Genomic DNA, 19,282 nt, shown 5'->3' with positions numbered 1-19,282 from the left:
GCGGTCCGTCGCCGGCCGGTCAGCCCAGCGGGTCCGGCGCCGCCTCCACGCCGTACTGCGCAAGCCGCTCGCGGCCGCAGTCGGGGGCGGTCAGCACCAGCGGGCCCTGTTCGGTGAGCGCGATCGAGTGCTCCCAGTGCGAGGACCAGGTGCCGTCGGTCGTGAGGACCGTCCACTCGTCGTCGAGGACCTTCGTCTGCGGCGTGCCCAACGACACCATGGGCTCGATGGCCAGGCAGACGCCCGGGACGAGCTTGATGCCCTTGCCCCGCTTGCGCGAGACGTAGTTCAGCAGGTGCGGGTCCATGTGCATCTCGGTGCCGATGCCGTGGCCGCCGTAGTCCTCGATGATCCCGTACTTGCCGGTCGCCGGACGGGGCTGGCGACGGATGTAGGACTCGATGGCCTTGGAGATGTCGACGAGCCGGTTGTTCACCTTCATCGCGGCGATCCCGGCCCACATGGACTCCTCGGTCACCCGGGAGAGCTCGATCAGCTCGGGGGCGTGACCGGTTCCGACGAAGGCGGTGTACGCCGCGTCGCCGTGCCAGCCGTCGACGATCGCGCCGGCGTCGATCGAGATGATGTCGCCGTCCTTGAGGACGGTCTTCTCGTCCGGGATGCCGTGGACGACGACCTCGTTGACCGAGGTGCAGATCGTCGCGGGGAACCCGCCGTACCCGAGGAAGTTCGACTTGGCACCGTGGTCGGCGATCACCTTGCGCGCGACCTCGTCGAGGTCCTTCGTGGTGGCGCCGGGCACGGCCGCCTCGCGCGTGGCGGCGTGAATGGCAGCGACCACGAGGCCCGCCTCGCGCATCTTCGCGATCTGCTCGGGGGTCTTGATCTGCACCATTGCTGGGCGCCTTTCTGCCTGCGGAGGGGACGGTCGATGCCGTACTCCACGATACGGCGCAAACAGCAGGCCGCGGCGCCCGAGGGGCGTCGCGGCCTACTGCACTGATGGAACGGGGGTGGAACTCAGCCCTCGGACTTGTCGAGGGCCTTCATGGCCCGGTCGGTCACCTCGGTGACCTTCCCGAGCGCCGAGATCGTCACGACCAGTCCCTGGGACCGGTAGTAGTCGATGATCGGCTCGGTCTGCGTGTGGTAGACCTCGAGACGCGTGCGCACGGTCTCCTCGGTGTCGTCGTCACGCTGGTACAGCTCGCCGCCGCAGACGTCGCAGACGCCCTCGGCCTTCGGCGGGTTGTACGTGGCGTGGAAGACGTGCGCACTGTCGTTGCGGCAGATGCGGCGGCCGGCGATGCGCTTGACCACCTCGTCCTCGGGGACTTCGAGGTCGAGAACCGCGTCCAGCTTGACGCCCTCGTCGTGAAGCATCTCGTCCAGCGCGACGGCCTGGCCCACGTTGCGCGGGAAGCCGTCCAGCAGGAAGCCGTTCTCGGCGTCCGACTGGGACATACGGTCCTTGGCCATGGCGATGGTGACTTCGTCCGGCACCAGCTGACCAGCGTCCATGAAGGCGCGGGCCCGCTTGCCAAGGTCGGTGCCCTGGCTGATGTTGGCGCGGAAGAGGTCGCCCGTGGAGATGTGCGGAATCGAAAGATTCTTGGCAAGGAACGCAGCCTGCGTTCCCTTGCCGGCACCGGGCGGCCCGACGAGGACGATTCGCATCAGCGGAGGAACCCTTCGTAATTGCGCTGCTGGAGCTGACTCTCGATCTGCTTCACGGTCTCCAGACCCACACCCACGATGATCAGGATGCTCGTCCCGCCGAACGGGAAGTTCTGGTTGGCACCGCCGAAGCCTGCCAACGCCATTGTCGGCACCAGAGCGATGAGGCCCAGGTACAGCGAGCCCGGCCAAGTGATCCGGTTGAGCACGTAGCTCAGATACTCGGCAGTAGGTCGACCTGCCCGGATACCCGGGATGAAGCCACCATACTTCTTCATGTTGTCCGCGACTTCCTCGGGGTTGAACGAGATCGCCACATAGAAGAAGGCGAAGAACACGATCAGGAGGAAGTACGTCGCGATGTAGTACGGGTGGTCGCCCTTGACGAAGTGGTCCTGGATCCAGGTCGCCCAGCCCGCCGTGGAGTTGGAGAACTGAACGATTAGAGCAGGGATGTAGAGCAGCGAAGAAGCGAAGATGACGGGAATCACACCCGCCTGGTTCACCTTCAGCGGGATGTACGTGGACGTACCGCCGTACGAACGGCGCCCGATCATGCGCTTCGCGTACTGCACGGGCACCCGGCGCTGAGCCTGCTCGACGAAGACGACGAGCCCGACCATCACGAAGCCGATGAGGATGACCGTGATGAACTCGATCCAGCCGTCGGCGAGCTTGCCGCTCTGCTTGATGGCCCACAGGGCGCCGGGGAAGCTGGCGGCGATCGAGATGAACATGAGGATCGACATGCCGTTGCCGATGCCGCGGTCCGTGATGAGCTCACCGAGCCACATGACGGCGGCGGTACCCGCGGTCATGGTGATCACCATGACGACGGTCGTGAAGATCGACTGGTTGGGGACGATCTGGTCGGCCACGGGGCAGCCGCTGAAGAGCGCGCCGCTACGGGCGGTTGCCACCAGCCCGGTGCCCTGGAGGATGGCCAGCGCCACGGTCAGATAACGCGTGTACTGCGTGATCTTGGCCGTGCCCGACTGCCCCTCCTTCTTGAGGGCCTCGAGCCGGGGGATGACGACGGTCAGCAGCTGAAGAATGATGCTGGCCGTGATGTACGGCATGATTCCGAGCGCGAAGATCGTGATCTGCAGCAGTGCACCACCGCTGAACATGTTCACCAGGCCGAAGAGGCTGTTGTTCCCCTTGCTTGCCTGATCAACACAAATCTGGACGTTTTCGTAGCTCACCCCCGGTACGGGAATGTGCGCCCCGAGACGGTAGAGCACGATGATGCCGAGCGTGAAGAGCAGCTTCTTGCGCAGGTCGGGCGTCTTGAACGCCCGGGCGAACGCGGTGAGCACGGTGCCTCCTGCGACCCCCCGCGCAGAGCGTAGAGGTGACGGTCTTGAGGATCGACGAATAAGAAACAGTGAAAGAACCCCGGGCGTTCGCCCAGGACTTACCACAGCAGTGGACGCCACCTTACCGGCGGACATGCCCCCCTAGGAACGACCAACCGGGGATGCCCCATATGAGAGGCATCCCCGGTCGGATGTTCAGACCACCGTCTTGTCCGTGATGTCTCAGACGAGTTCGGTGACGGTGCCGCCGGCGGCGGCAATCTTCTCCTTGGCGGAGCCGGAGACGGCGTCAACCGAAACCTGCAGCGCCACGGAGATCTCGCCCTGTCCGAGGACCTTGACGAGGTGGTTGTTGCGCACAGCGCCCTTGGCGACCAGGTCGGCCACCGTGACCTCTCCACCCTCGGGGTAGAGCGTCGCGAGCTTGTCCAGGTTCACGACCTGGTACTCCGTGCGGAACGGGTTCTTGAAGCCCTTGAGCTTCGGGAGACGCATGTGGAGGGGCATCTGGCCACCCTCGAAGCGCTCCGGAACCTGGTAACGAGCCTTCGTACCCTTGGTACCACGGCCTGCGGTCTTACCCTTGGACGCCTCACCACGACCCACACGGGTCTTGGCGGTCTTGGCGCCCGGGGCAGGCCGGAGGTTGTGGGCCTTCAGCGGGCTGTTCTCCGCCATGTCAGTCAACCTCCTCAACCGTCACGAGGTGGCGGACGGTGTGAACCATTCCGCGGAACTCGGGGCGGTCCTCCTTGACAACCGAGTCGTTCAGGCGCTTGAGCCCGAGCGAACGCAGGGTGTCGCGGTGGTTCTGCTTGCTGCCGATGTACGACTTCGTCTGCGTGATCTTGAGGCGAGCCATTACGCACCCGCTCCCGCACGTGCACGAAGCAGAGCCGCGGGGGCGACGTCCTCGAGGGGCAGACCGCGGCGGGCCGCGATCTCCTCGGGACGCTGCAGGCCCTGGAGGGCCGCCACGGTCGCGTGCACGATGTTGATCGGGTTCGAAGAACCGAGCGACTTCGACAGGATGTCGTGGACGCCGGCGCACTCGAGAACCGCGCGCACCGGGCCACCGGCGATCACACCGGTACCGGGGGAAGCAGGCTTGAGCAGAACGACGCCCGCAGCCTTCTCGCCCTGGATCGGGTGAGGGATGGTGCCCTGGATACGCGGGACCTTGAAGAAGCTCTTCTTGGCCTCTTCGACGCCCTTGGCGATGGCCGCGGGAACTTCCTTGGCCTTGCCGTATCCGACACCGACGGTGCCGTCACCATCGCCCACCACGACCAGCGCGGTGAAGCTGAAGCGACGACCACCCTTCACAACCTTGGCGACGCGGTTGATCGCGACGACACGCTCGACGTACGCGGTCTTCTCGGCGGCAGCGCCACCGTCACGGCCCTTCCGGTCCCGCCGCTCGCCGCCACCGGCACCGCTTCCGCGGCGCTGGGGTCCAGCCATTGGATTTACCTCTCTCTGTTACGTCCGCTGTGCGTAGGAACCGGGGCTTAGAACTTCAGCCCGGCTTCACGGGCGGCGTCAGCCAGAGCGGCAATCCGCCCGGCGTACTGGTTACCACCGCGGTCAAACACGACGGCCTCGACGCCTGCGGCCTTGGCGCGCTCGGCGACAAGTGCGCCGACCTGCTTGGCCAGGGTGCTCTTGTCACCCTCGCCGCCGCGGATGGAAGCGTCCAGGGTCGACGCCGACGCGAGCGTGTGGCCCGCGATGTCGTCGATGACCTGAGCCACCATGTGGCGGTTGGAACGCGTCACAACCAGGCGCGGCCGCTCCGGCGAACCGGAGATGTGCTTGCGCACGCGGATGTGGCGGCGCTTGAGGGCGGCACGCTTGTAGGCGTCGCCCTTGGCGATCTTTACACCGTATGCCATGGCTTACTTACCCGCCTTTCCGACCTTGCGGCGGATAACCTCGCCGGCGTACTTGACGCCCTTGGCCTTGTACGGGTCGGGCTTCCGCAGCTTGCGGATCTTCGCCGAGACCTCGCCGACCTTCTGCTTGTCGATGCCCTCGACACTGAACTTCGTGGGCGACTCGACCTTGAAGGTGATGCCCTCGGGGGCCTCGATGAGGATCGGGTGGCTGTAGCCCAGGGCGAACTCCAGGTTGGAGCCCTTCGCCTGGACGCGGTAACCGACACCGCTGATCTCGAGCGCCTTGCTGTATCCCGCGGTCACGCCGGTGATCATGTTCGCCACCAGCGTGCGGGACAGGCCGTGAAGGGCCTTGTTCTGACGCTCGTCGTTCGGGCGGACGACGTTGAGCACGCCGTCCTCACCCTTGGTGACCTCGATCGGCGCTGCGACGGTGTGCGTGAGGGTGCCCTTGGGGCCCTTCACCGCTACCGTGCGGCCATCGATGGTGACGTCCACACCGGCGGGAACCTGGATGGGGAGCTTGCCGATTCGCGACATGAGCTATTCCTCCGTTCCCGACTACCAGACGTAGGCGAGGACTTCCCCACCTACGCCCTTCTTGCTGGCCTGCTGGCCGGTCAGGAGACCGTGGGACGTGGAGATGATCGCCACGCCCAGGCCGCCGAGGACCTTCGGCAGGTTGGTGGACTTTGCGTATACACGCAGACCCGGCTTCGAGATGCGCTTGATGCCGGCGATCGAACGCTCGCGGTTGGGCCCGAACTTCAGCTCGAGGACGAGGTTCTTGCCGACCTCGGCGTCCTCGACCTTCCAGCCGGTGATGAAGCCCTCCTGCTGGAGGATCTCCGCGATGTGCGACTTGATCTTGCTGTGCGGCATCGAAACATCGTCGTGATACGCCGAGTTCGCGTTGCGCAGACGCGTGAGCATGTCTGCGATGGGATCAGTCATGGTCATGAGTTGGCCTTCGGCCTCTCTCGCCGGGGTTTCCTGTATGCGCCATCCCTCTCCCCACTCAGTGGCGGGACGGGTGCGGTGCGGGGACCTACGGCGTAGTAAGTCGGTCAGGGCGGCAGGCGCCCAACCCTTCAAGCCTACGGCATGAAAAGCGGGGCTCCTGCCGACCAGATACTTACCGAGAGCTTCTGGTCCTCCCAAGCCCCTAGGGGCGAAGGAGAGTTACCAGGAGCTCTTGGTCACGCCCGGCAGCTCGCCACGGTGAGCCATCTCACGAAGGCACACGCGGCAGAGGCCGAACTTGCGGTAGACGGAGTGGGGCCGGCCGCAGCGCTGGCAGCGGGTGTACCCGCGCACGCCGAACTTCGGCTTACGGGCGGCCTTAGCGATCAGAGCCTTCTTCGCCACGGTCAGTTCTCCTTGAACGGGAAGCCGAGGTGACGAAGCAGGGCACGACCCTCGTCGTCGTTGGCAGCCGTGGTGACCACGGTGATGTCCATGCCCCGGACCCGGTCGATCTTGTCCTGGTCGATCTCGTGGAACATGACCTGCTCCGTGAGACCGAAGGTGTAGTTGCCACGGCCGTCGAACTGCTTGGGCGACAGGCCGCGGAAGTCACGGATACGCGGAAGCGCGAGCGACAGCGTACGGTCCAGGAACTCCCACATGCGGTCACCACGGAGGGTGACGTGGCAGCCGATCGGCTGCCCCTCGCGCAGCTTGAACTGCGCGATCGACTTGCGGGCCTTCGTGACGGCGGGCTTCTGGCCGGTGATCGTGGTGAGGTCCTTGACCGCACCGTCGATCAGCTTGGAGTCGCGGGCGGCGTCGCCCACACCCATGTTGACCACGATCTTGACCAGACCGGGGATCTGCATGACGTTCTCGTACGAGAACTCCTCACGCAGCTTGCCGGCGATTTCCTCGCGGTAGCGCGTCTTGAGACGCGGCGCAGTGGTGGTCGTCATCAGATGTCCTCACCGGTCCGCTTGGCAACGCGGATCTTCTTGCCCTCGTCGTCAAAGCGGTAGCCGACGCGGGTGACGACCTTGTTGCCGTCCTTCTCCACGACCAGCTGAACGTTGCTGACGTGAATCGGGGCCTCGGTGGTGACAATGCCACCGGTCTGCGAGCCGCGAGCCGTCTGACCGGCCTTGGTGTGCTTCTTGACCCGGTTGACACCCTCGACGAGGACGCGGTCCTGAGCGGGGAAGGCAACGATGACCTTGCCCTGCTTGCCCTTGTCCTTACCGGTGATGACCTGAACCAGGTCGCCCTTCTTGATCTTCATGCTTACAGCACCTCCGGCGCGAGCGAGATGATCTTCATGAACTTCTTCTCGCGCAGCTCTCGGCCCACCGGGCCGAAGATACGGGTGCCGCGGGGGTCGCCGTCGTTCTTGAGAATGACAGCGGCGTTCTCGTCGAAGCGGATGTACGAGCCATCCTGGCGACGGCGCTCCTTGACGGTGCGAACGATGACGGCCTTGACGACGTCACCCTTCTTCACGTTGCCACCGGGGATCGCGTCCTTGACGGTGGCGACGATGACGTCACCGATACCCGCGTAGCGGCGACCCGAGCCACCGAGAACACGGATGGTGAGAATTTCCTTCGCACCCGTGTTGTCGGCGACGCGCAGTCGCGACTCCTGCTGGATCACGTCTATCTCCTGATCGTCTGCCGGTTCCCGGCGGGGGCCGCGGTGAAGCGGCCCCCGCCGAGCCTGGCGGAACTGTCCTGAGGGGAGACCCCCTCAGGGATTACTTGGCCTTCTCGAGGATCTCGACGATGCGCCACCGCTTCGTGGCGGACAGCGGACGCGTCTCCATGATGACAACGCGGTCGCCGACGCCGGCGGTGTTCTGCTCGTCGTGGGCCTTGAGCTTGTTGGTACGGCGGATGACCTTGCCGTACAGCGCGTGCTTGACGCGGTCCTCGACAGCGACGACGACGGTCTTGTCCATCTTGTCGCTGACGACCAGACCCTCACGGGTCTTGCGGAAACCGCGGTCGGTGTTCGTCTCAGTCACAGTCTTCTCGCTCATCAGACGCTCTCCACCGTCTCGATGCCCAGCTCGCGCTCGCGCATCAGGGTGTAGATCCGGGCGATGTCCTTACGGACGGACTTGAGCCGACCGTGGTTCTCGAGCTGTCCGGTCGCCGCCTGGAAGCGGAGGTTGAACAGCTCTTCCTTGGCCTCGCGGAGCTTGTTGAGGAGCTCCTCGTTGCCCAGCTCGCGCAGCTCGGACGCCTTGGTACCGGCCGACATCACGACTCACCTGCCTCGCGCCGAACGATCCGGCACTTCATCGGAAGCTTGTGAGCAGCGCGGGTGAGCGCCTCACGAGCAATCTTCTCGTTCGGGTAGGACAGCTCGAACATCACCCGACCGGGCTTGACGTTCGCGATCCACCACTCGGGAGAACCCTTACCGGAACCCATGCGGGTCTCGGCGGGCTTCTTCGTGAGGGGGCGGTCCGGGTAGATGTTGATCCAGACCTTGCCGCCACGCTTGATGTGGCGGGTCATCGCGATACGAGCTGCCTCGATCTGGCGGTTCGTCACGTACGCCGGGGTCAGCGCCTGGATGCCGTACTCGCCGAACGCAACCTGCGTGCCACCCTTGGACATACCGCTGCGCTTCGGGTGGTGCTGCTTGCGGTGCTTGACCCTACGGGGGATCAGCATTTCGGTCAGGCCTCCGTTCCGGTGCTCTCAGCCGGAGCAGCGGCGGCGGGAGCGTCGGCCTTGGGGGCCTCCGCTGCCGGCGCGGACTGCTGCGGCTTGCGGCCGCGGCCGCCACGCTCGCCACCACGGCCACCGCGGCCGGCCGGGCGGTCAGCGCCGCCACGAGCCGGACGGTTACCGGCGCGGGCCGCGGCGTTCTCGGCGCGAACCTCGGCGATGTTCTTGACGTCGCCCTTGTAGATCCAGACCTTCACGCCGATGCGGCCGAAGGTCGTCTTGGCCTCGAAGAAGCCGTAGTCGACGTTCGCACGGAGCGTGTGCAGGGGCACGCGGCCCTCGCGGTAGAACTCCGAGCGGGACATCTCGGCGCCGCCGAGGCGGCCACCGCACTGGATCTTGATGCCCTTGGCGCCGGCCTTCATCGTGCTCTGCATGCTCTTGCGCATGGCACGACGGAAGGAGACGCGGGAGGAGAGCTGCTCGGCGACGGCCTGGGCCACCAGCTGAGCGTCCACCTCGGGGTTCTTGACCTCGAGGATGTTCAGCTGGACCTGCTTGCCGGTCAGCTTCTCCAGCTCGCCACGGATGCGGTCGGCCTCGGCGCCACGGCGACCGATGACGATGCCCGGGCGGGCGGTGTGGATGTCAACGCGGACGCGGTCACGGGTGCGCTCGATCTCCACCTTGGAGATGCCGGCCCGCTCCATGCCCTTCGTCATCATGCGACGAATGGCGACGTCTTCCTTGACGTAGTCCTTGTACAGCTTGTCGGCGTACCAACGGGACTTGAAGTCCGTGGTAATGCCGAGTCGGAACCCATGCGGGTTAACCTTCTGGCCCATTACCGGGTTCCTTCCTTGCTGCTGACGACCACGGTGATGTGGCTGGTCCGCTTACGGATCCGGTAGGCACGGCCCTGAGCACGCGGACGGAACCGCTTCAGGGTCGGGCCCTCGTCCACGTACGCCTCGCTGATGACCAGCGAAGAGGCGTCGGTGTGGTCGTAGTTGTGTGCAGCGTTGGCGATGGCGCTGTCCAGCACCTTGCCAACCGGCACGCTCGCGGCCTGCGGGGCGAAACGCAGGACCGCCTGAGCCTCCGTGGCATCCATGCCACGGATGAGGTCCACCACGCGGCGGGCCTTCATGGGCGTGACGCGGATGTACCGCGCCTGGGCCCTGGCTTCCATGGTTGTCCCTTCGGTGTAAGTCATAGTCGTTTCCACCCCGCGGTTAGCGGCGCTTCGACTTCCGGTCGTCCTTGACGTGGCCGCGGAAGGTGCGAGTCGGCGAGAACTCGCCGAGCTTGTGGCCGACCATCGACTCGGTGACGAACACCGGGACGTGGATCTTGCCGTTGTGCACCGCGATGGTGTGACCCAGCATGGCCGGGACGATCATCGAGCGACGGGACCAGGTCTTGATGACGTTCTTGGTGCCTGCCTCGTTCTGTACGTCCACCTTCTTGATGAGGTGGCCGTCGACGAAGGGCCCCTTCTTGAGACTGCGCGGCATCTAAACCCGCTCCTAGCGCTTCTTGTTCGTCTTGCGGCGGCGGACGATGTACTTGCTCGATGCCTTCTTCGGCGAGCGAGTACGACCCTCCTTCTGACCCCACGGCGAGACCGGGTGACGTCCACCGGAGGTCTTGCCTTCACCACCACCGTGCGGGTGGTCAACCGGGTTCATCGCGACACCGCGGACGGTCGGGCGAACGCCCTTCCAGCGCATGCGGCCGGCCTTGCCCCAGTTGATGTTCGACTGCTCGGCGTTGCCGACCTCACCGATGGTGGCGCGGCAGCGGGCGTCGACCAGCCGGATCTCTCCGGAAGGCATACGAAGGTGGGCCATGGTGCCCTCCTTCGCCAGCAGCTGCACCGAAGCACCAGCGGAACGGGCGAACTTCGCACCGCCGCCGGGCCGAAGCTCGATGGCGTGGATGGTCGTACCGACCGGGATGTTGCGCAGCGCCAGGTTGTTGCCCGGCTTGATGTCTGCGGTCGGACCGTTCTCGACGCGGTCACCCTGCGACAGACCACGGGGGGCGACGATGTAACGCTTCTCGCCGTCCGCGTAGTGCAGCAGCGCGATGCGCGCGGTGCGGTTCGGGTCGTACTCGATGTGCGCGACCTTGGCCGGCACGCCGTCCTTGTCGTGACGACGGAAGTCGATCACGCGGTAGGCGCGCTTGTGGCCACCGCCCTGGTGGCGAACGGTCACACGACCGGCGTTGTTACGGCCGCCCTTGCTGTGCAGGGGGCGGACCAGCGACTTCTCCGGCGTGGACCGCGTGATCTCGACAAAGTCGGCGACGCTGGAGCCACGACGGCCCGGGGTCGTCGGCTTGTACTTGCGGATACCCATTTCTCAGTCCTCGTCCGATTCCGGACGACTCGACCTCCGTCAGGAGGTCGGGCCGCCGAAGATGTCGATACGGTCGCCCTCGGCGAGGGTCACGATGGCGCGCTTGGTGTCAGCGCGCTTGCCGAAGCCGGTCTTGGTCCGCTTGCGCTTGCCCTGCCGGTTGATCGTGTTGACCCCGGTGACCTTGACCGAGAAGACCGCTTCCACGGCCTGCTTGATCTGGGTCTTGTTGGAGCCGGGCGCGACGATGAACGTGTACTTGTTCTCGTCGAGCAGCGCATAGCTCTTCTCGGAAACGACCGGCTTGACGAGAACGTCGCGCGGGTCCGAGTAGGTCTTGCTCGTGATGGTCGAGCTGGTAACGGTCGCCTCGCTCATCAGGCGTCGCTCCCTTCGGTCTCAGCGGTCTGGGGGCCAGACACGAAGGACTCGAAAGCGGCCTGGGTGAAGACCACGTCGTCAGAGACGATCACGTCGTACGTGTTCAGCTGGCCCGGCTCCAGGATGTGCACCTGGGGCAGGTTGCGTGCGGACAGCCACGCGGCCTCGTCGGCGCGGTCGACGACCAGGAGCAGGTTGGCGCGCTCCGAGATCTTGCCGAACAGCGTCTTGGCGGCCTTCGTGGAAACTCCACCCTCGACCACGCCGGTGACGACGTGGATGCGGGAGTGACGCGCCCGGTCGGAGAGGGCACCGCGCAGGGCGGCGGCCTTCATCTTCTTCGGGGTGCGCTGCGAGTAGTCGCGCGGCTGCGGGCCGTGGACGACGCCACCGCCTGCGAACTGCGGCGCGCGGGTCGAACCCTGGCGGGCGCGGCCGGTGCCCTTCTGGCGGTACGGCTTGCGGCCACCACCACGGACTTCGCCGCGACGCTTGGTCTTGTGCGTGCCCTGACGGGCAGCTGCCAGCTGTGCGACAACGACCTGGTGGATCAGCGGAACGCTGGTCTTCGCGTCGAAGATCTCCGCGGGGAGCTCGACGGTACCGGCCTTGTCGCCTGCCGGCGAAAGGATGTCAATGGTGCTCATTACCTCAAGCCCCCTTGGCCGCGGTACGGACCAGGACGAGGCCGCCGTTCGGACCGGGGACTGCGCCCTTGATGAGGAGCAGACCCTTCTCCGCGTCAACCGCGTGGATGGTCAGGTTCTGGGTGGTGACGCGCTCGTTACCCATGCGACCGGCCATGCGCATGCCCTTGAAGACACGCCCAGGGGTGGCACAGCCACCGATCGAACCGGGGGAACGGTGCTTGCGCTGGACGCCGTGGCCGGCGCCGAGGCCCTTGAAGTTGTGACGCTTCATGACACCGGCGAAGCCCTTGCCCTTGCTCTTGCCCGTGACGTCGACCTTGACGCCGGACTCGAACACCTCGGCAGTGACCTCCTGGCCCAGCGTGTACTCGCTGGCGTCAGGGGTGCGGAGCTCCACCAGGTGGCGGCGCGGGGTCACGTCGGCCTTGGCGAAGTGGCCCTTGAGGGGCTTGTTCACCTTGCGCGGGTCGATCTCGCCGAAGGCGATCTGGACCGACTCGTAGCCGTCGCTGTCGTTCGTGCGGACCTGCGTCACGACGCACGGACCGGCCTTGACGACGGTCACCGGGACAACCCGGTTGTTCTCGTCCCAGACCTGGGTCATGCCGAGCTTCTCGCCCAGGACGCCCTTGATGTTCTTGCTCATCTCGGCCCGTCCCCTCAGAGCTTGATCTCGATGTCGACGCCGGCCGGCAGGTCGAGACGCATCAGCGAGTCAACCGTCTTCGGCGTGGGGTCGAGGATGTCGATGAGGCGCTTGTGCGTGCGCATCTCGAAGTGCTCGCGAGAGTCCTTGTACTTGTGCGGCGACTTGATGACGCAGTACACGTTCTTCTCAGTGGGCAGCGGCACCGGGCCTGCGACCGACGCACCAGTGCGGGTCACCGTCTCGACGATCTTCTTCGCCGAAGAGTCGATGACCTCGTGGTCGTAGGCCTTGAGCCGGATGCGGATCTTCTGTCCCGCCATGGCTACTAGTAGTCCTGTCTCTCAATAACGCTCTGGGACCCGGCGGTTCTCGTAACTCCACCTCCGACCCACGCGGTCGGGCGTGTCGCATCCCCTCTACGTAGATCTCCCGAAGGATTTCCCAACCAAGGGGGTGCGGGCCGAAACCGCGCTGCCGGGGGCGAAACCCCACCGGGCGCCTGGCCGGTGCCCCACTGGCACTTCCCGAAAGATTCCCGTACGTCCGACCCTGGGGGTCGACGAGTACTGTGGGACTCGCTTCCGGTCCTCCCGGCGGGAGGCGTGCAGCATTGACACTCAACCGAGCAACCTGGCTAGTGTGCCATACGGGCCACAGGCCTGGCCAATCGGGTCGGAGATCTTACCCCCTGCGAGGGACGCATCAAACGCGGACGCCCATCGGTGCGCCGCAGAGCCGCTGTTCGGGATGCCCGGCCGGCCGTTCGAGGGTTCACCTCTTCCGGCAACCGTCACCTCCTTCGGCAGGGCGAGAGGGACGGCGGGCCATAGCTTCCGATCATGGTCAACTCATCGCACGAGGCGATGCACCGGATCTTCCAGGAAGATCCGGGCATCTTCACCAGGACGTTCAGAACCCTGGGCATCCCCTTTCCCGACACCGTCGACGTTTCGGTCCTCACGACGGACCTCACCGAGACCCAGCCTCTGGAACGCCGTCTCGACACCCTGCTGCGGGTGGAGACCGCCGATGGCAGGCCGTACCTGCTGGCCGTCGAGTCCCAGGGGAAGAAGGACCCGTCCAAGCCGAGCAGCTGGACCTACTATCTCGCCCACCTCAACGCCAAGTACGGCATCGCTCCCGTGCTGCTCGTCGTCTGCCAGGACGAGGCCACGGCTCTGTGGGCGGCGCGGCCCATCCGCATCGGCCCGCCGGAATGGGCCTCGCTCACGGTCCGGCCGCTGGTGCTCGGTCCGCACAATGTGCCCGCCGTGACCGATCCCTCGGTGGCCGCTCGCGATGTCCCGCTCGCCACGTTCTCGGCGATTACACATGGTAAGGACCCGAATGCGCCTGCCATACTCGAAGCGCTGGCCACCGCGTTGAAGACCCTCGACGAAGAGACAGCGGTTATCTTCGGCGAGCTCACCGAACTCGGGCTGGGCACGTCCCCAGCCGCTCAGATCTGGAGGGACCTCATGGCCGTGGACCTGTCTTTCTTCCGCTCGGAATCCTCACAGCGCCTGCGTGCCGAGGGCAGGGCCGAGGGCAAGGCCGAGGCCGTGGTGCAGGTGCTGGAGCAGCGCGGGATCACCGTGAGCGGTGAGATCAGCGCCCGCATCAGGGAATGCACCGATCCCGGGGCGCTCGACCGCTATCTGACCCTGGCCCTCAGCGCGTCCTCGGCGACGGACCTGTTCCAGCAGAACTGAGACGCCTACGCGTCGGCGCGGGCCCGGCTGCTTGAATCCGGGCCATGTCGACGAGCACCGTCCGGAGCTGGGGCCTGCGCCCCGCCGCATCCGAGGACCTGGAAGTCATGGCCGAGCTGAGGGCCGTCGTGATGCGTCCCGACCTGGAGCGTCTGGGGCGCTACGACGAGCACCGCGTCCGGCAGCGCCTGCGGGACTCCTACGTGCCCGAGCACACGTCCGTGGTCGTGACAGAGGGAGACGGGACAGTCTCGGGCTGCGTCACTCTGCGCCCTTCCGAGGACGGCTGGTGGCTGGAGAACTTCTACCTCGCCCCGGAACTCCAGGGCAGGGGCATAGGCACCTCGGTCCTCACCGGGCTCCTGGCCCGCGCCGACGCCGAGGGCGTGGCGGTCCGGCTGCAGGTCCTCCAGGGCAGCGCTGCCCGTGGCCTGTACGAGCGCCACGGGTTCACCCTGGAACGCGAGGACCCCGTCGACGTGTACATGGTCCGCCGCCCCCGGGCGTGAGGCCGCAGGCCGGAACCTCGGCGGGTCAGCGAGCGGCGTACGCCACGAACCGGCTCCAGGCCTGTGCGCCCAGGGCGATCTCGGGGCCCGTCACCTCCTTGGAGTCGCGCACGCGGACGGCTTCGGAGGACCGGGCCACCTCGACACAGTCGTTGTTGTCGCTGCCGCTGTAGCTGCTCTTGAACCACTCCGGCGCGGAGGCCTTTCCGGAGGACCTGAGGCTCATGTCTCACCCAGCGCTTTCTCGACGAAGGCCAGCGACTCCCGAGGACTGAGAGCCTGCGCCCGGATGATTCCATACCTGAGTTCGAGAAGGTGGGCCTCTTTCGGCTCGGACACCAAGCGGGTTGTCAGCTGGGCTTCGGAGTACCCGACCGCGGTTCCGTCCTTGAGCCTCAGCAGTTGAAGCTGCCCACCCATCCCCGCGTGGTCCTCCCGGTCCGTCGGCATCACCTGGAACTCCACATGCCTCAACTGCGCCACTTCCAGCAGGTGTTCGAGCTGGCGGCGCAGCACCGCCCGCCCGCCGAGCGGGCGCCGCAGCGTGACCTCCTCCTGCACGAAGGTGAGCGTCACCAGGGGCGTACGCGTAAAGATCTCCTGGCGGGCCAGCCGGGCGGAGACGAAGCGGTCCAGGTCGTCCGGCGAGAGGGCCGGCCGTCTCATCTCGAACAGCGCTCGCGCGTACTCCTCCGTCTGGAGAAGGCCGTGCACGTTGTGGTTGCCGTAGGCGCCGAGCTCCACCGCCTCCCGCTCGATCCGGGCCAGGTCCCGCACCTTCTTGGGATAGCGGGCCTCGGCGACGTCGCCCCGCATCGCCGCGATCTTCCCTTCGGCGCCCAGGATCCTGTCCGCGCCGTCGAGGAACTCCGGCTTCGGTGCCCGTCTGCCCCGCTCGACGCAGGACACCATCTCCTCGCTGTACCCGATGGCGGCGCCCAGCTCCGACTGCCGCAGACCGGCCGCCTCCCGCCACAGCTTGATCTGCCGGCCGACGGCCTTCATCACGGCTCCGGAGTCGTCCTCCAGTCCTCCGTCCCAACGCGAACCGCCCACGCCGTCCCCCGCTTCGCCGACGCCTGCCGGTGCCCCGCTGTCCCCGCTCATTTCCCCGTCCGCCTCCGTCGTGCCCCTGCGCCTCCGTGCCCAACGACGACCACCGCCACCACGGCTCGGCGTACAGGCCGGACAGCGCACGGCCGCAGCCGGACAAGGGCTCTCCGCACGGGCGCCATCCCTTTCGAGAGTAGCCATGAAACGAACACGCTGAGTGACATGAGTCGAGAAATCACCCGAACCGTGCGTTCCGCTCCCGTCCATGCCTTCTCGGTGCTCCTCTCCCCCACTCGGCGGGGAGCCAGGCTCGCGCGCCTGCTGGCCGTGGCCCACCTGGGGGCCTGGGGCCTTCCCGTGGAGTCGGCCGCGCAGATCGTGGCGGAGCTGGCGTCCAACGCCGTACGGCACGGTCGCGTGCCGGGCCGGGACTTCCGGCTGGACGTGTCTGCCCGGTGCGGCGGGTGGCTGCGGATCGAGGTCACCGACGCCCGTGGCGAGGCTCTGCCGCGGACCGGGACCCCTGCCCGCGATGCCGGGTCGGGGCGGGGTCTGCTGATCGTGGAGGCGCTGGCCGATCGCTGGGGCGTGACGTGCGGGCCGGTGCCGCGCAAGACGGTCTGGGCCGAACTGGACCTCGCTCCGCACCGCTCGCACCGGGTCGCGGCCGACCACGACCCGGTGGACCGCGACCTCGTGGACCGCGAGGCGGTGGGCCACGTCCCGGCGGCGCACGATGCTTAAAGCTTTTGAGGACTTGAGGAAACAACCCACCCCAACCGGACCCGCCCCTGCTCCGGCCTGGTCACTCGCGCGGGTGACATATGGCAACTGGGCTGGATTTGCCATGGGTTGGCTGTCATATGCTCGCCGCGACAACCACAGACATGCGACGGCCCCCGCCGGGACAGGAATCCCGGGCGAGGGCCTGACCACGAGGAAGAAGCACCTTCCCGATGGATACCCAGCAGGTTAGCGCGCCCCCGTGCGCCCCGTCCCCCGTCTCCGGGGGCCTCACGCCGTCCGCCGGTGTCGTCCACGTCACCGTCCGGCACACCGCGGCCTTCACCGTGATCGGCAACCACCTCAGCCAGCACCGGGCGCTGTCGCTGCTCGCGATCGGGCTGGCGGTGCACATCCAGTCGCTGCCCGCCGGAGCCCGAATCGGCATCAAGCGCCTCGCCGAGCGGTTCCCCGAGAGCGAGGTCCGCATCGCCGCCGCGCTGCGGGAGCTGGAAGCCACCGGCTATCTGCGCCGCAGCCGCGAACGCCTGCCGAACGGCCGGATCTGCACGCGCACCGTGTCGTACAGCCAGCCGGGAGCCGTGGCGCCGTCCGCCGTCGTGCGCCCGCGCCCCAGAGACGGAAGGCGCGGCACCGCGTCCGCCTCGGTCAGGTGCGGCTGAGCGTGGGACAGCCCTCCTCCTGGTCCGGCCACGTCCTCCGCTCGTACGGGTCCACCAGCTCGCCGGCGGTGTGCCGCGCCGAAGGGTCGCTGTCGAAGCGGGGGTGCAGCAGACCGTCGTACACCTCGCACGCGGTGTTGCCGAAGCGGGAGTCGAAGCGCAGGAGCGCGAGCTTGCCGGGTGTCACGCGGTAGCGCGCGGGGTCGTACAGCACCGTCGTCAGCCGCCGCCGCACGATCGTGCGGGCCACCTCGTCCCCGCCCGGCTTCACCACCGGATAGACGAAGGTGTAGTCGGCGTGCACCTCCACGGAGCCCGGCCGTCCCCCCTCGAAGGTCATGTGCCCCCGCACCTTGACGACGTTCCCGGCCTGCCGGGCCTCGTCCGGGGCGAAGCGGGTGAACATCAGCAGCGGGTCGTCCTCCTCTCCCGGCTCGGCCAGCGACCGCACCAGCTTTTCCCGGCCGTTGTCCTGCTTCGGTTCGAGCAGCTTCAGCGCCTCGCTCGGCTTCTCGGCGCGGAGGGTGGCCGGATCGAGGTTCGAGGCGACGAGCAGACGGCGGGTGGCACGCAGGGCCTCACCGACCTGCTCCTCGCTCATGCCGCCGGCCGCCTTCGCCTCCGGGATCTCGATCCCGTCCGCGCCCTCCGCCCAGCGCAGCGCGGGTGAGCCCCGGAACGGCTCCGCCAGCGTCGGGCGGAGGCCGGGACCGGGTCCGCCGGGAGGTGCGTCGGTGGGCGGCGCAGTCTCGGCGGGCAGCGGCAGGGTGTCCACGGTCGGGTTCCCTCCCGGCAGGTGGTCCGTCACCAGGCTGGGGCGCATGGCGATGACGAGCACCCCCAGGACGGCGACGAAGCCCAGGGTGCCCGCGATACGCCGCCGCTTGCGCGGGCGGCCGTTCAACTGCTGCCAGGCGGGGCCTGTGCGCCAACCCTCGGGCTGCCACGGTTCGGGCTGTGCCGGCTTCCTGCCCCAGGTCCGTGCTCCGCCCCGTGCCCGCGCGGCGTCCTCGTCCAGCGCGCGCAGCCGGGCGGTGACCATCCGCGCGCGGGCGGACGGCTCCTTCGGAGCGTCGGCCGCACCCGCTCCCGCCTGCTCGACCAGTTGTGCCCACTGCTCGTCGGAGACGGCCGGCGGGCCATCGGGGCGTTCGGGGCGTCCATCGGACGGCGTGCTCGTGCTCACTGCCTGCTCCAGTTCCCTCAAGTCGTCAGCACGACTCCACGCCGTGTACGCGATCAAGGACAAGTAGAACGAACACTCCGTGACGCTGTTGTGATGGACTGGCGGGGGTCTCAGGTATCCCCGCACCCGTCGGCACCCCAGCGGGGACGATCTGCGCGCCGGCAGCCGTTCGGCCCGCATGCCACCGCGTGGGGAGTCCGCGACGGTGTGCGCGTACGAAGGGGGAATCCGGGTGCGTCTGCTGATCGACGTGGTCGAAGGCGACTTCTCCGCATTCCACGGGCCGTACGGAAACGGGACGGTCCGACGCATGCGCGGACAGGAGCACTTCTCAGCGGCCGCCGCGCCCGGGACGTCAGTGGACGGCTCGGCCCGGTGGCGCGACCTGCACGCGGCGGTCCTCGGCCGGGCATTCGAGCTGTCCGTGGCGCCGTCCGCCACCGTGGCGCAGTGCCTGACCGACGCCCTCGGCGAAGCCCGGCGAAGAGGGGTGGCCGAGCCCGAGCGCGTCTACGAGCCGGTCTTCCCCTGGGACGACGGTGTGCTGCGCACCTGGCTGGCGGACCCCGCCACGGACGAGAGGCTCGACCACCGGCTGACACTCGACGCGTACGGCCTGGCCGACGGCGATCTGATCGTCCTGTGCGTCGAGCGCCCGGCCGAGGGCATGTACAGGCTTGCCCGCAGCCCCAATCCCGCCGCCCTGCTCGAACGCATGCAGCTCGCGATGCAGGGCGGCGCCCCCGACAGCGGCGGCATGCTGTGGGGCGTCCTGCTCTACACATCCGCCGACGCCGAGCTGGCGACGTACGTGCGTACCCACTTCGAGGACCTCGACGCGCTCTCCGGCCCCTCGACGCGCGTCTTC

Annotated in this window: 30 protein-coding genes and 1 pseudogene; 4 read left to right on the top strand and 27 right to left on the bottom strand. The window is 67.3% G+C overall.

Features of this window, described 5'->3' with window-relative positions; genetic code table 11:
* Positions 1-19: 19 nt before the first annotated feature.
* From map to rpsJ, 24 genes are all read right to left on the bottom strand, one after another.
* A complete protein-coding gene (map, locus tag ACFYY2_RS06015) occupies positions 20-856 on the bottom strand; it encodes a type I methionyl aminopeptidase (protein WP_388737548.1) in 837 nt (278 codons plus the stop codon).
* 125 nt (positions 857-981) lie between these two features.
* Positions 982-1,638, bottom strand: a complete 657-nt coding sequence (locus tag ACFYY2_RS06010) for an adenylate kinase (protein ID WP_388737547.1) — start codon at positions 1,636-1,638, stop codon at positions 982-984.
* Entirely contained in the window at positions 1,638-2,957 is a 1,320-nt protein-coding gene (gene secY / locus ACFYY2_RS06005) for a preprotein translocase subunit SecY (protein WP_388737544.1), read from the bottom strand. The genes ACFYY2_RS06010 and secY overlap by 1 nt, the downstream gene beginning before the upstream one ends.
* Before the next feature lie 222 nt (positions 2,958-3,179).
* The gene (gene rplO / locus ACFYY2_RS06000; protein ID WP_014047794.1) at positions 3,180-3,635 is read right to left on the bottom strand and encodes a 50S ribosomal protein L15; all 456 of its coding nucleotides are present in this window, start codon (positions 3,633-3,635) and stop codon (positions 3,180-3,182) included.
* A gap of 1 nt (position 3,636) precedes the next feature.
* On the bottom strand, positions 3,637-3,819 hold the full coding sequence (gene rpmD, locus ACFYY2_RS05995) for a 50S ribosomal protein L30 (RefSeq protein WP_003966943.1): 183 nt from the start codon (positions 3,817-3,819) through the stop codon (positions 3,637-3,639).
* A complete protein-coding gene (gene rpsE / locus ACFYY2_RS05990; protein WP_014047793.1) occupies positions 3,819-4,421 on the bottom strand; it encodes a 30S ribosomal protein S5 in 603 nt (200 codons plus the stop codon). The genes rpmD and rpsE overlap by 1 nt, the downstream gene beginning before the upstream one ends.
* Before the next feature lie 47 nt (positions 4,422-4,468).
* On the bottom strand, positions 4,469-4,852 hold the full coding sequence (rplR, locus tag ACFYY2_RS05985) for a 50S ribosomal protein L18 (RefSeq protein ID WP_069171153.1): 384 nt from the start codon (positions 4,850-4,852) through the stop codon (positions 4,469-4,471).
* 3 nt (positions 4,853-4,855) lie between these two features.
* Positions 4,856-5,395 (bottom strand): 50S ribosomal protein L6, encoded by a 540-nt coding sequence (rplF, locus tag ACFYY2_RS05980; RefSeq protein WP_361586298.1) that lies wholly within the window; start codon positions 5,393-5,395, stop codon positions 4,856-4,858.
* Between the two features lie 21 nt (positions 5,396-5,416).
* Positions 5,417-5,815, bottom strand: a complete 399-nt coding sequence (gene rpsH, locus ACFYY2_RS05975) for a 30S ribosomal protein S8 (protein WP_014047790.1) — start codon at positions 5,813-5,815, stop codon at positions 5,417-5,419.
* A gap of 222 nt (positions 5,816-6,037) precedes the next feature.
* Positions 6,038-6,223, bottom strand: coding sequence for a type Z 30S ribosomal protein S14 (locus ACFYY2_RS05970; protein ID WP_003948630.1), 186 nt, complete (start codon positions 6,221-6,223; stop codon positions 6,038-6,040).
* 2 nt (positions 6,224-6,225) lie between these two features.
* Positions 6,226-6,783, bottom strand: coding sequence for a 50S ribosomal protein L5 (gene rplE / locus ACFYY2_RS05965; protein WP_014154585.1), 558 nt, complete (start codon positions 6,781-6,783; stop codon positions 6,226-6,228).
* The gene (rplX, locus tag ACFYY2_RS05960) at positions 6,783-7,106 is read right to left on the bottom strand and encodes a 50S ribosomal protein L24 (RefSeq protein WP_014047788.1); all 324 of its coding nucleotides are present in this window, start codon (positions 7,104-7,106) and stop codon (positions 6,783-6,785) included. Before rplX ends, rplE begins: the two co-directional genes overlap by 1 nt.
* Before the next feature lie 2 nt (positions 7,107-7,108).
* Positions 7,109-7,477, bottom strand: a complete 369-nt coding sequence (gene rplN, locus ACFYY2_RS05955) for a 50S ribosomal protein L14 (protein ID WP_003966950.1) — start codon at positions 7,475-7,477, stop codon at positions 7,109-7,111.
* A 100-nt stretch (positions 7,478-7,577) separates the two neighbouring features.
* Positions 7,578-7,862: a 30S ribosomal protein S17 gene (rpsQ, locus tag ACFYY2_RS05950; RefSeq protein ID WP_327115665.1), complete on the bottom strand. Its 285-nt coding sequence runs from the start codon at positions 7,860-7,862 to the stop codon at positions 7,578-7,580.
* Entirely contained in the window at positions 7,862-8,086 is a 225-nt protein-coding gene (gene rpmC, locus ACFYY2_RS05945; RefSeq protein ID WP_014047786.1) for a 50S ribosomal protein L29, read from the bottom strand. Before rpmC ends, rpsQ begins: the two co-directional genes overlap by 1 nt.
* Positions 8,086-8,505 (bottom strand): 50S ribosomal protein L16, encoded by a 420-nt coding sequence (gene rplP / locus ACFYY2_RS05940; protein WP_014047785.1) that lies wholly within the window; start codon positions 8,503-8,505, stop codon positions 8,086-8,088. Before rplP ends, rpmC begins: the two co-directional genes overlap by 1 nt.
* 5 nt (positions 8,506-8,510) lie before the next feature.
* Positions 8,511-9,347: a 30S ribosomal protein S3 gene (gene rpsC / locus ACFYY2_RS05935; RefSeq protein ID WP_014047784.1), complete on the bottom strand. Its 837-nt coding sequence runs from the start codon at positions 9,345-9,347 to the stop codon at positions 8,511-8,513.
* Positions 9,347-9,694: a 50S ribosomal protein L22 gene (gene rplV / locus ACFYY2_RS05930; protein WP_004571827.1), complete on the bottom strand. Its 348-nt coding sequence runs from the start codon at positions 9,692-9,694 to the stop codon at positions 9,347-9,349. Before rplV ends, rpsC begins: the two co-directional genes overlap by 1 nt.
* A 43-nt stretch (positions 9,695-9,737) precedes the next feature.
* A complete protein-coding gene (gene rpsS, locus ACFYY2_RS05925; RefSeq protein WP_003966956.1) occupies positions 9,738-10,019 on the bottom strand; it encodes a 30S ribosomal protein S19 in 282 nt (93 codons plus the stop codon).
* 12 nt (positions 10,020-10,031) lie between these two features.
* Positions 10,032-10,868 (bottom strand): 50S ribosomal protein L2, encoded by an 837-nt coding sequence (rplB, locus tag ACFYY2_RS05920; protein ID WP_056796589.1) that lies wholly within the window; start codon positions 10,866-10,868, stop codon positions 10,032-10,034.
* A 39-nt stretch (positions 10,869-10,907) separates the two neighbouring features.
* On the bottom strand, positions 10,908-11,246 hold the full coding sequence (gene rplW, locus ACFYY2_RS05915; protein ID WP_031096361.1) for a 50S ribosomal protein L23: 339 nt from the start codon (positions 11,244-11,246) through the stop codon (positions 10,908-10,910).
* Complete coding sequence (rplD, locus tag ACFYY2_RS05910) at positions 11,246-11,896, bottom strand: 50S ribosomal protein L4 (RefSeq protein ID WP_361889986.1); 651 nt, start codon at positions 11,894-11,896, stop codon at positions 11,246-11,248. The genes rplW and rplD overlap by 1 nt, the downstream gene beginning before the upstream one ends.
* A 4-nt stretch (positions 11,897-11,900) precedes the next feature.
* Complete coding sequence (rplC, locus tag ACFYY2_RS05905) at positions 11,901-12,545, bottom strand: 50S ribosomal protein L3 (protein ID WP_014154591.1); 645 nt, start codon at positions 12,543-12,545, stop codon at positions 11,901-11,903.
* A 14-nt stretch (positions 12,546-12,559) separates the two neighbouring features.
* The gene (gene rpsJ / locus ACFYY2_RS05900) at positions 12,560-12,868 is read right to left on the bottom strand and encodes a 30S ribosomal protein S10 (RefSeq protein ID WP_003948644.1); all 309 of its coding nucleotides are present in this window, start codon (positions 12,866-12,868) and stop codon (positions 12,560-12,562) included.
* A gap of 519 nt (positions 12,869-13,387) precedes the next feature.
* Here rpsJ and ACFYY2_RS05895 point away from each other — a divergent pair.
* Together ACFYY2_RS05895 and ACFYY2_RS05890 are read left to right on the top strand one after the other, a co-directional pair.
* Positions 13,388-14,260: a hypothetical protein gene (locus ACFYY2_RS05895; protein ID WP_388737534.1), complete on the top strand. Its 873-nt coding sequence runs from the start codon at positions 13,388-13,390 to the stop codon at positions 14,258-14,260.
* 44 nt (positions 14,261-14,304) lie between these two features.
* Positions 14,305-14,769 carry a GNAT family N-acetyltransferase gene (locus tag ACFYY2_RS05890; protein ID WP_388737532.1) on the top strand — a complete coding sequence of 155 codons (465 nt, stop codon included), beginning with the start codon at positions 14,305-14,307 and terminating at the stop codon, positions 14,767-14,769.
* A 25-nt stretch (positions 14,770-14,794) separates the two neighbouring features.
* Here ACFYY2_RS05890 and ACFYY2_RS05885 read toward each other — a convergent pair whose 3' ends face one another.
* Both ACFYY2_RS05885 and ACFYY2_RS05880 read right to left on the bottom strand, forming a co-directional pair.
* Entirely contained in the window at positions 14,795-14,995 is a 201-nt protein-coding gene (locus ACFYY2_RS05885; RefSeq protein WP_388737531.1) for a DUF397 domain-containing protein, read from the bottom strand.
* Positions 14,992-15,876, bottom strand: a complete 885-nt coding sequence (locus ACFYY2_RS05880) for a helix-turn-helix domain-containing protein (RefSeq protein WP_388737529.1) — start codon at positions 15,874-15,876, stop codon at positions 14,992-14,994. The genes ACFYY2_RS05885 and ACFYY2_RS05880 overlap by 4 nt, the downstream gene beginning before the upstream one ends.
* Before the next feature lie 168 nt (positions 15,877-16,044).
* Here ACFYY2_RS05880 and ACFYY2_RS05875 point away from each other — a divergent pair.
* Both ACFYY2_RS05875 and ACFYY2_RS05870 read left to right on the top strand, forming a co-directional pair.
* Positions 16,045-16,467, top strand: a pseudogene (locus ACFYY2_RS05875) (ATP-binding protein); the annotation flags it as partial.
* A gap of 311 nt (positions 16,468-16,778) precedes the next feature.
* A complete protein-coding gene (locus tag ACFYY2_RS05870) occupies positions 16,779-17,228 on the top strand; it encodes a hypothetical protein (RefSeq protein WP_388737526.1) in 450 nt (149 codons plus the stop codon).
* Here ACFYY2_RS05870 and ACFYY2_RS05865 read toward each other — a convergent pair.
* Positions 17,215-18,414, bottom strand: coding sequence for a hypothetical protein (locus tag ACFYY2_RS05865; protein ID WP_388737523.1), 1,200 nt, complete (start codon positions 18,412-18,414; stop codon positions 17,215-17,217). The genes ACFYY2_RS05870 and ACFYY2_RS05865 overlap by 14 nt on opposite strands.
* Positions 18,415-19,282: the final 868 nt, after the last annotated feature.

The sequence above is a fragment of the Streptomyces sp. NPDC001822 genome (assembly GCF_042892135.1).
Classification (GTDB): Bacteria; Actinomycetota; Actinomycetes; order Streptomycetales; family Streptomycetaceae; genus Streptomyces.
Note: the sequence above shows the minus strand (reverse complement) of the source record. Positions and strands in the feature narration are given on the sequence as shown.

Excerpts from the sequence above, each read along its gene's own strand:
- map (WP_388737548.1), bottom strand. The coding sequence starts at position 856 with ATGGTGCAGATCAAGACCCCCGAGCAGATCGCGAAGATGCGCGAGGCG.
- ACFYY2_RS06010 (WP_388737547.1), bottom strand. The coding sequence starts at position 1,638 with ATGCGAATCGTCCTCGTCGGGCCGCCCGGTGCCGGCAAGGGAACGCAG.
- rplO (WP_014047794.1), bottom strand. The coding sequence starts at position 3,635 with ATGGCGGAGAACAGCCCGCTGAAGGCCCACAACCTCCGGCCTGCCCCG.
- rpmD (WP_003966943.1), bottom strand. The coding sequence starts at position 3,819 with ATGGCTCGCCTCAAGATCACGCAGACGAAGTCGTACATCGGCAGCAAG.
- rpsE (WP_014047793.1), bottom strand. The coding sequence starts at position 4,421 with ATGGCTGGACCCCAGCGCCGCGGAAGCGGTGCCGGTGGCGGCGAGCGG.
- rplR (WP_069171153.1), bottom strand. The coding sequence starts at position 4,852 with ATGGCATACGGTGTAAAGATCGCCAAGGGCGACGCCTACAAGCGTGCC.
- rplF (WP_361586298.1), bottom strand. The coding sequence starts at position 5,395 with ATGTCGCGAATCGGCAAGCTCCCCATCCAGGTTCCCGCCGGTGTGGAC.
- rpsH (WP_014047790.1), bottom strand. The coding sequence starts at position 5,815 with ATGACCATGACTGATCCCATCGCAGACATGCTCACGCGTCTGCGCAAC.
- rplE (WP_014154585.1), bottom strand. The coding sequence starts at position 6,783 with ATGACGACCACCACTGCGCCGCGTCTCAAGACGCGCTACCGCGAGGAA.
- rplX (WP_014047788.1), bottom strand. The coding sequence starts at position 7,106 with ATGAAGATCAAGAAGGGCGACCTGGTTCAGGTCATCACCGGTAAGGAC.
- rpsQ (WP_327115665.1), bottom strand. The coding sequence starts at position 7,862 with ATGAGCGAGAAGACTGTGACTGAGACGAACACCGACCGCGGTTTCCGC.
- rpmC (WP_014047786.1), bottom strand. The coding sequence starts at position 8,086 with ATGTCGGCCGGTACCAAGGCGTCCGAGCTGCGCGAGCTGGGCAACGAG.
- rplP (WP_014047785.1), bottom strand. The coding sequence starts at position 8,505 with ATGCTGATCCCCCGTAGGGTCAAGCACCGCAAGCAGCACCACCCGAAG.
- rpsC (WP_014047784.1), bottom strand. The coding sequence starts at position 9,347 with ATGGGCCAGAAGGTTAACCCGCATGGGTTCCGACTCGGCATTACCACG.
- rplV (WP_004571827.1), bottom strand. The coding sequence starts at position 9,694 with ATGGAAGCCAGGGCCCAGGCGCGGTACATCCGCGTCACGCCCATGAAG.
- rpsS (WP_003966956.1), bottom strand. The coding sequence starts at position 10,019 with ATGCCGCGCAGTCTCAAGAAGGGGCCCTTCGTCGACGGCCACCTCATC.
- rplB (WP_056796589.1), bottom strand. The coding sequence starts at position 10,868 with ATGGGTATCCGCAAGTACAAGCCGACGACCCCGGGCCGTCGTGGCTCC.
- rplW (WP_031096361.1), bottom strand. The coding sequence starts at position 11,246 with ATGAGCGAGGCGACCGTTACCAGCTCGACCATCACGAGCAAGACCTAC.
- rplD (WP_361889986.1), bottom strand. The coding sequence starts at position 11,896 with ATGAGCACCATTGACATCCTTTCGCCGGCAGGCGACAAGGCCGGTACC.
- rplC (WP_014154591.1), bottom strand. The coding sequence starts at position 12,545 with ATGAGCAAGAACATCAAGGGCGTCCTGGGCGAGAAGCTCGGCATGACC.
- rpsJ (WP_003948644.1), bottom strand. The coding sequence starts at position 12,868 with ATGGCGGGACAGAAGATCCGCATCCGGCTCAAGGCCTACGACCACGAG.
- ACFYY2_RS05895 (WP_388737534.1), top strand. The coding sequence starts at position 13,388 with ATGGTCAACTCATCGCACGAGGCGATGCACCGGATCTTCCAGGAAGAT.
- ACFYY2_RS05890 (WP_388737532.1), top strand. The coding sequence starts at position 14,305 with ATGTCGACGAGCACCGTCCGGAGCTGGGGCCTGCGCCCCGCCGCATCC.
- ACFYY2_RS05885 (WP_388737531.1), bottom strand. The coding sequence starts at position 14,995 with ATGAGCCTCAGGTCCTCCGGAAAGGCCTCCGCGCCGGAGTGGTTCAAG.
- ACFYY2_RS05880 (WP_388737529.1), bottom strand. The coding sequence starts at position 15,876 with ATGAGCGGGGACAGCGGGGCACCGGCAGGCGTCGGCGAAGCGGGGGAC.
- ACFYY2_RS05870 (WP_388737526.1), top strand. The coding sequence starts at position 16,779 with ATGGATACCCAGCAGGTTAGCGCGCCCCCGTGCGCCCCGTCCCCCGTC.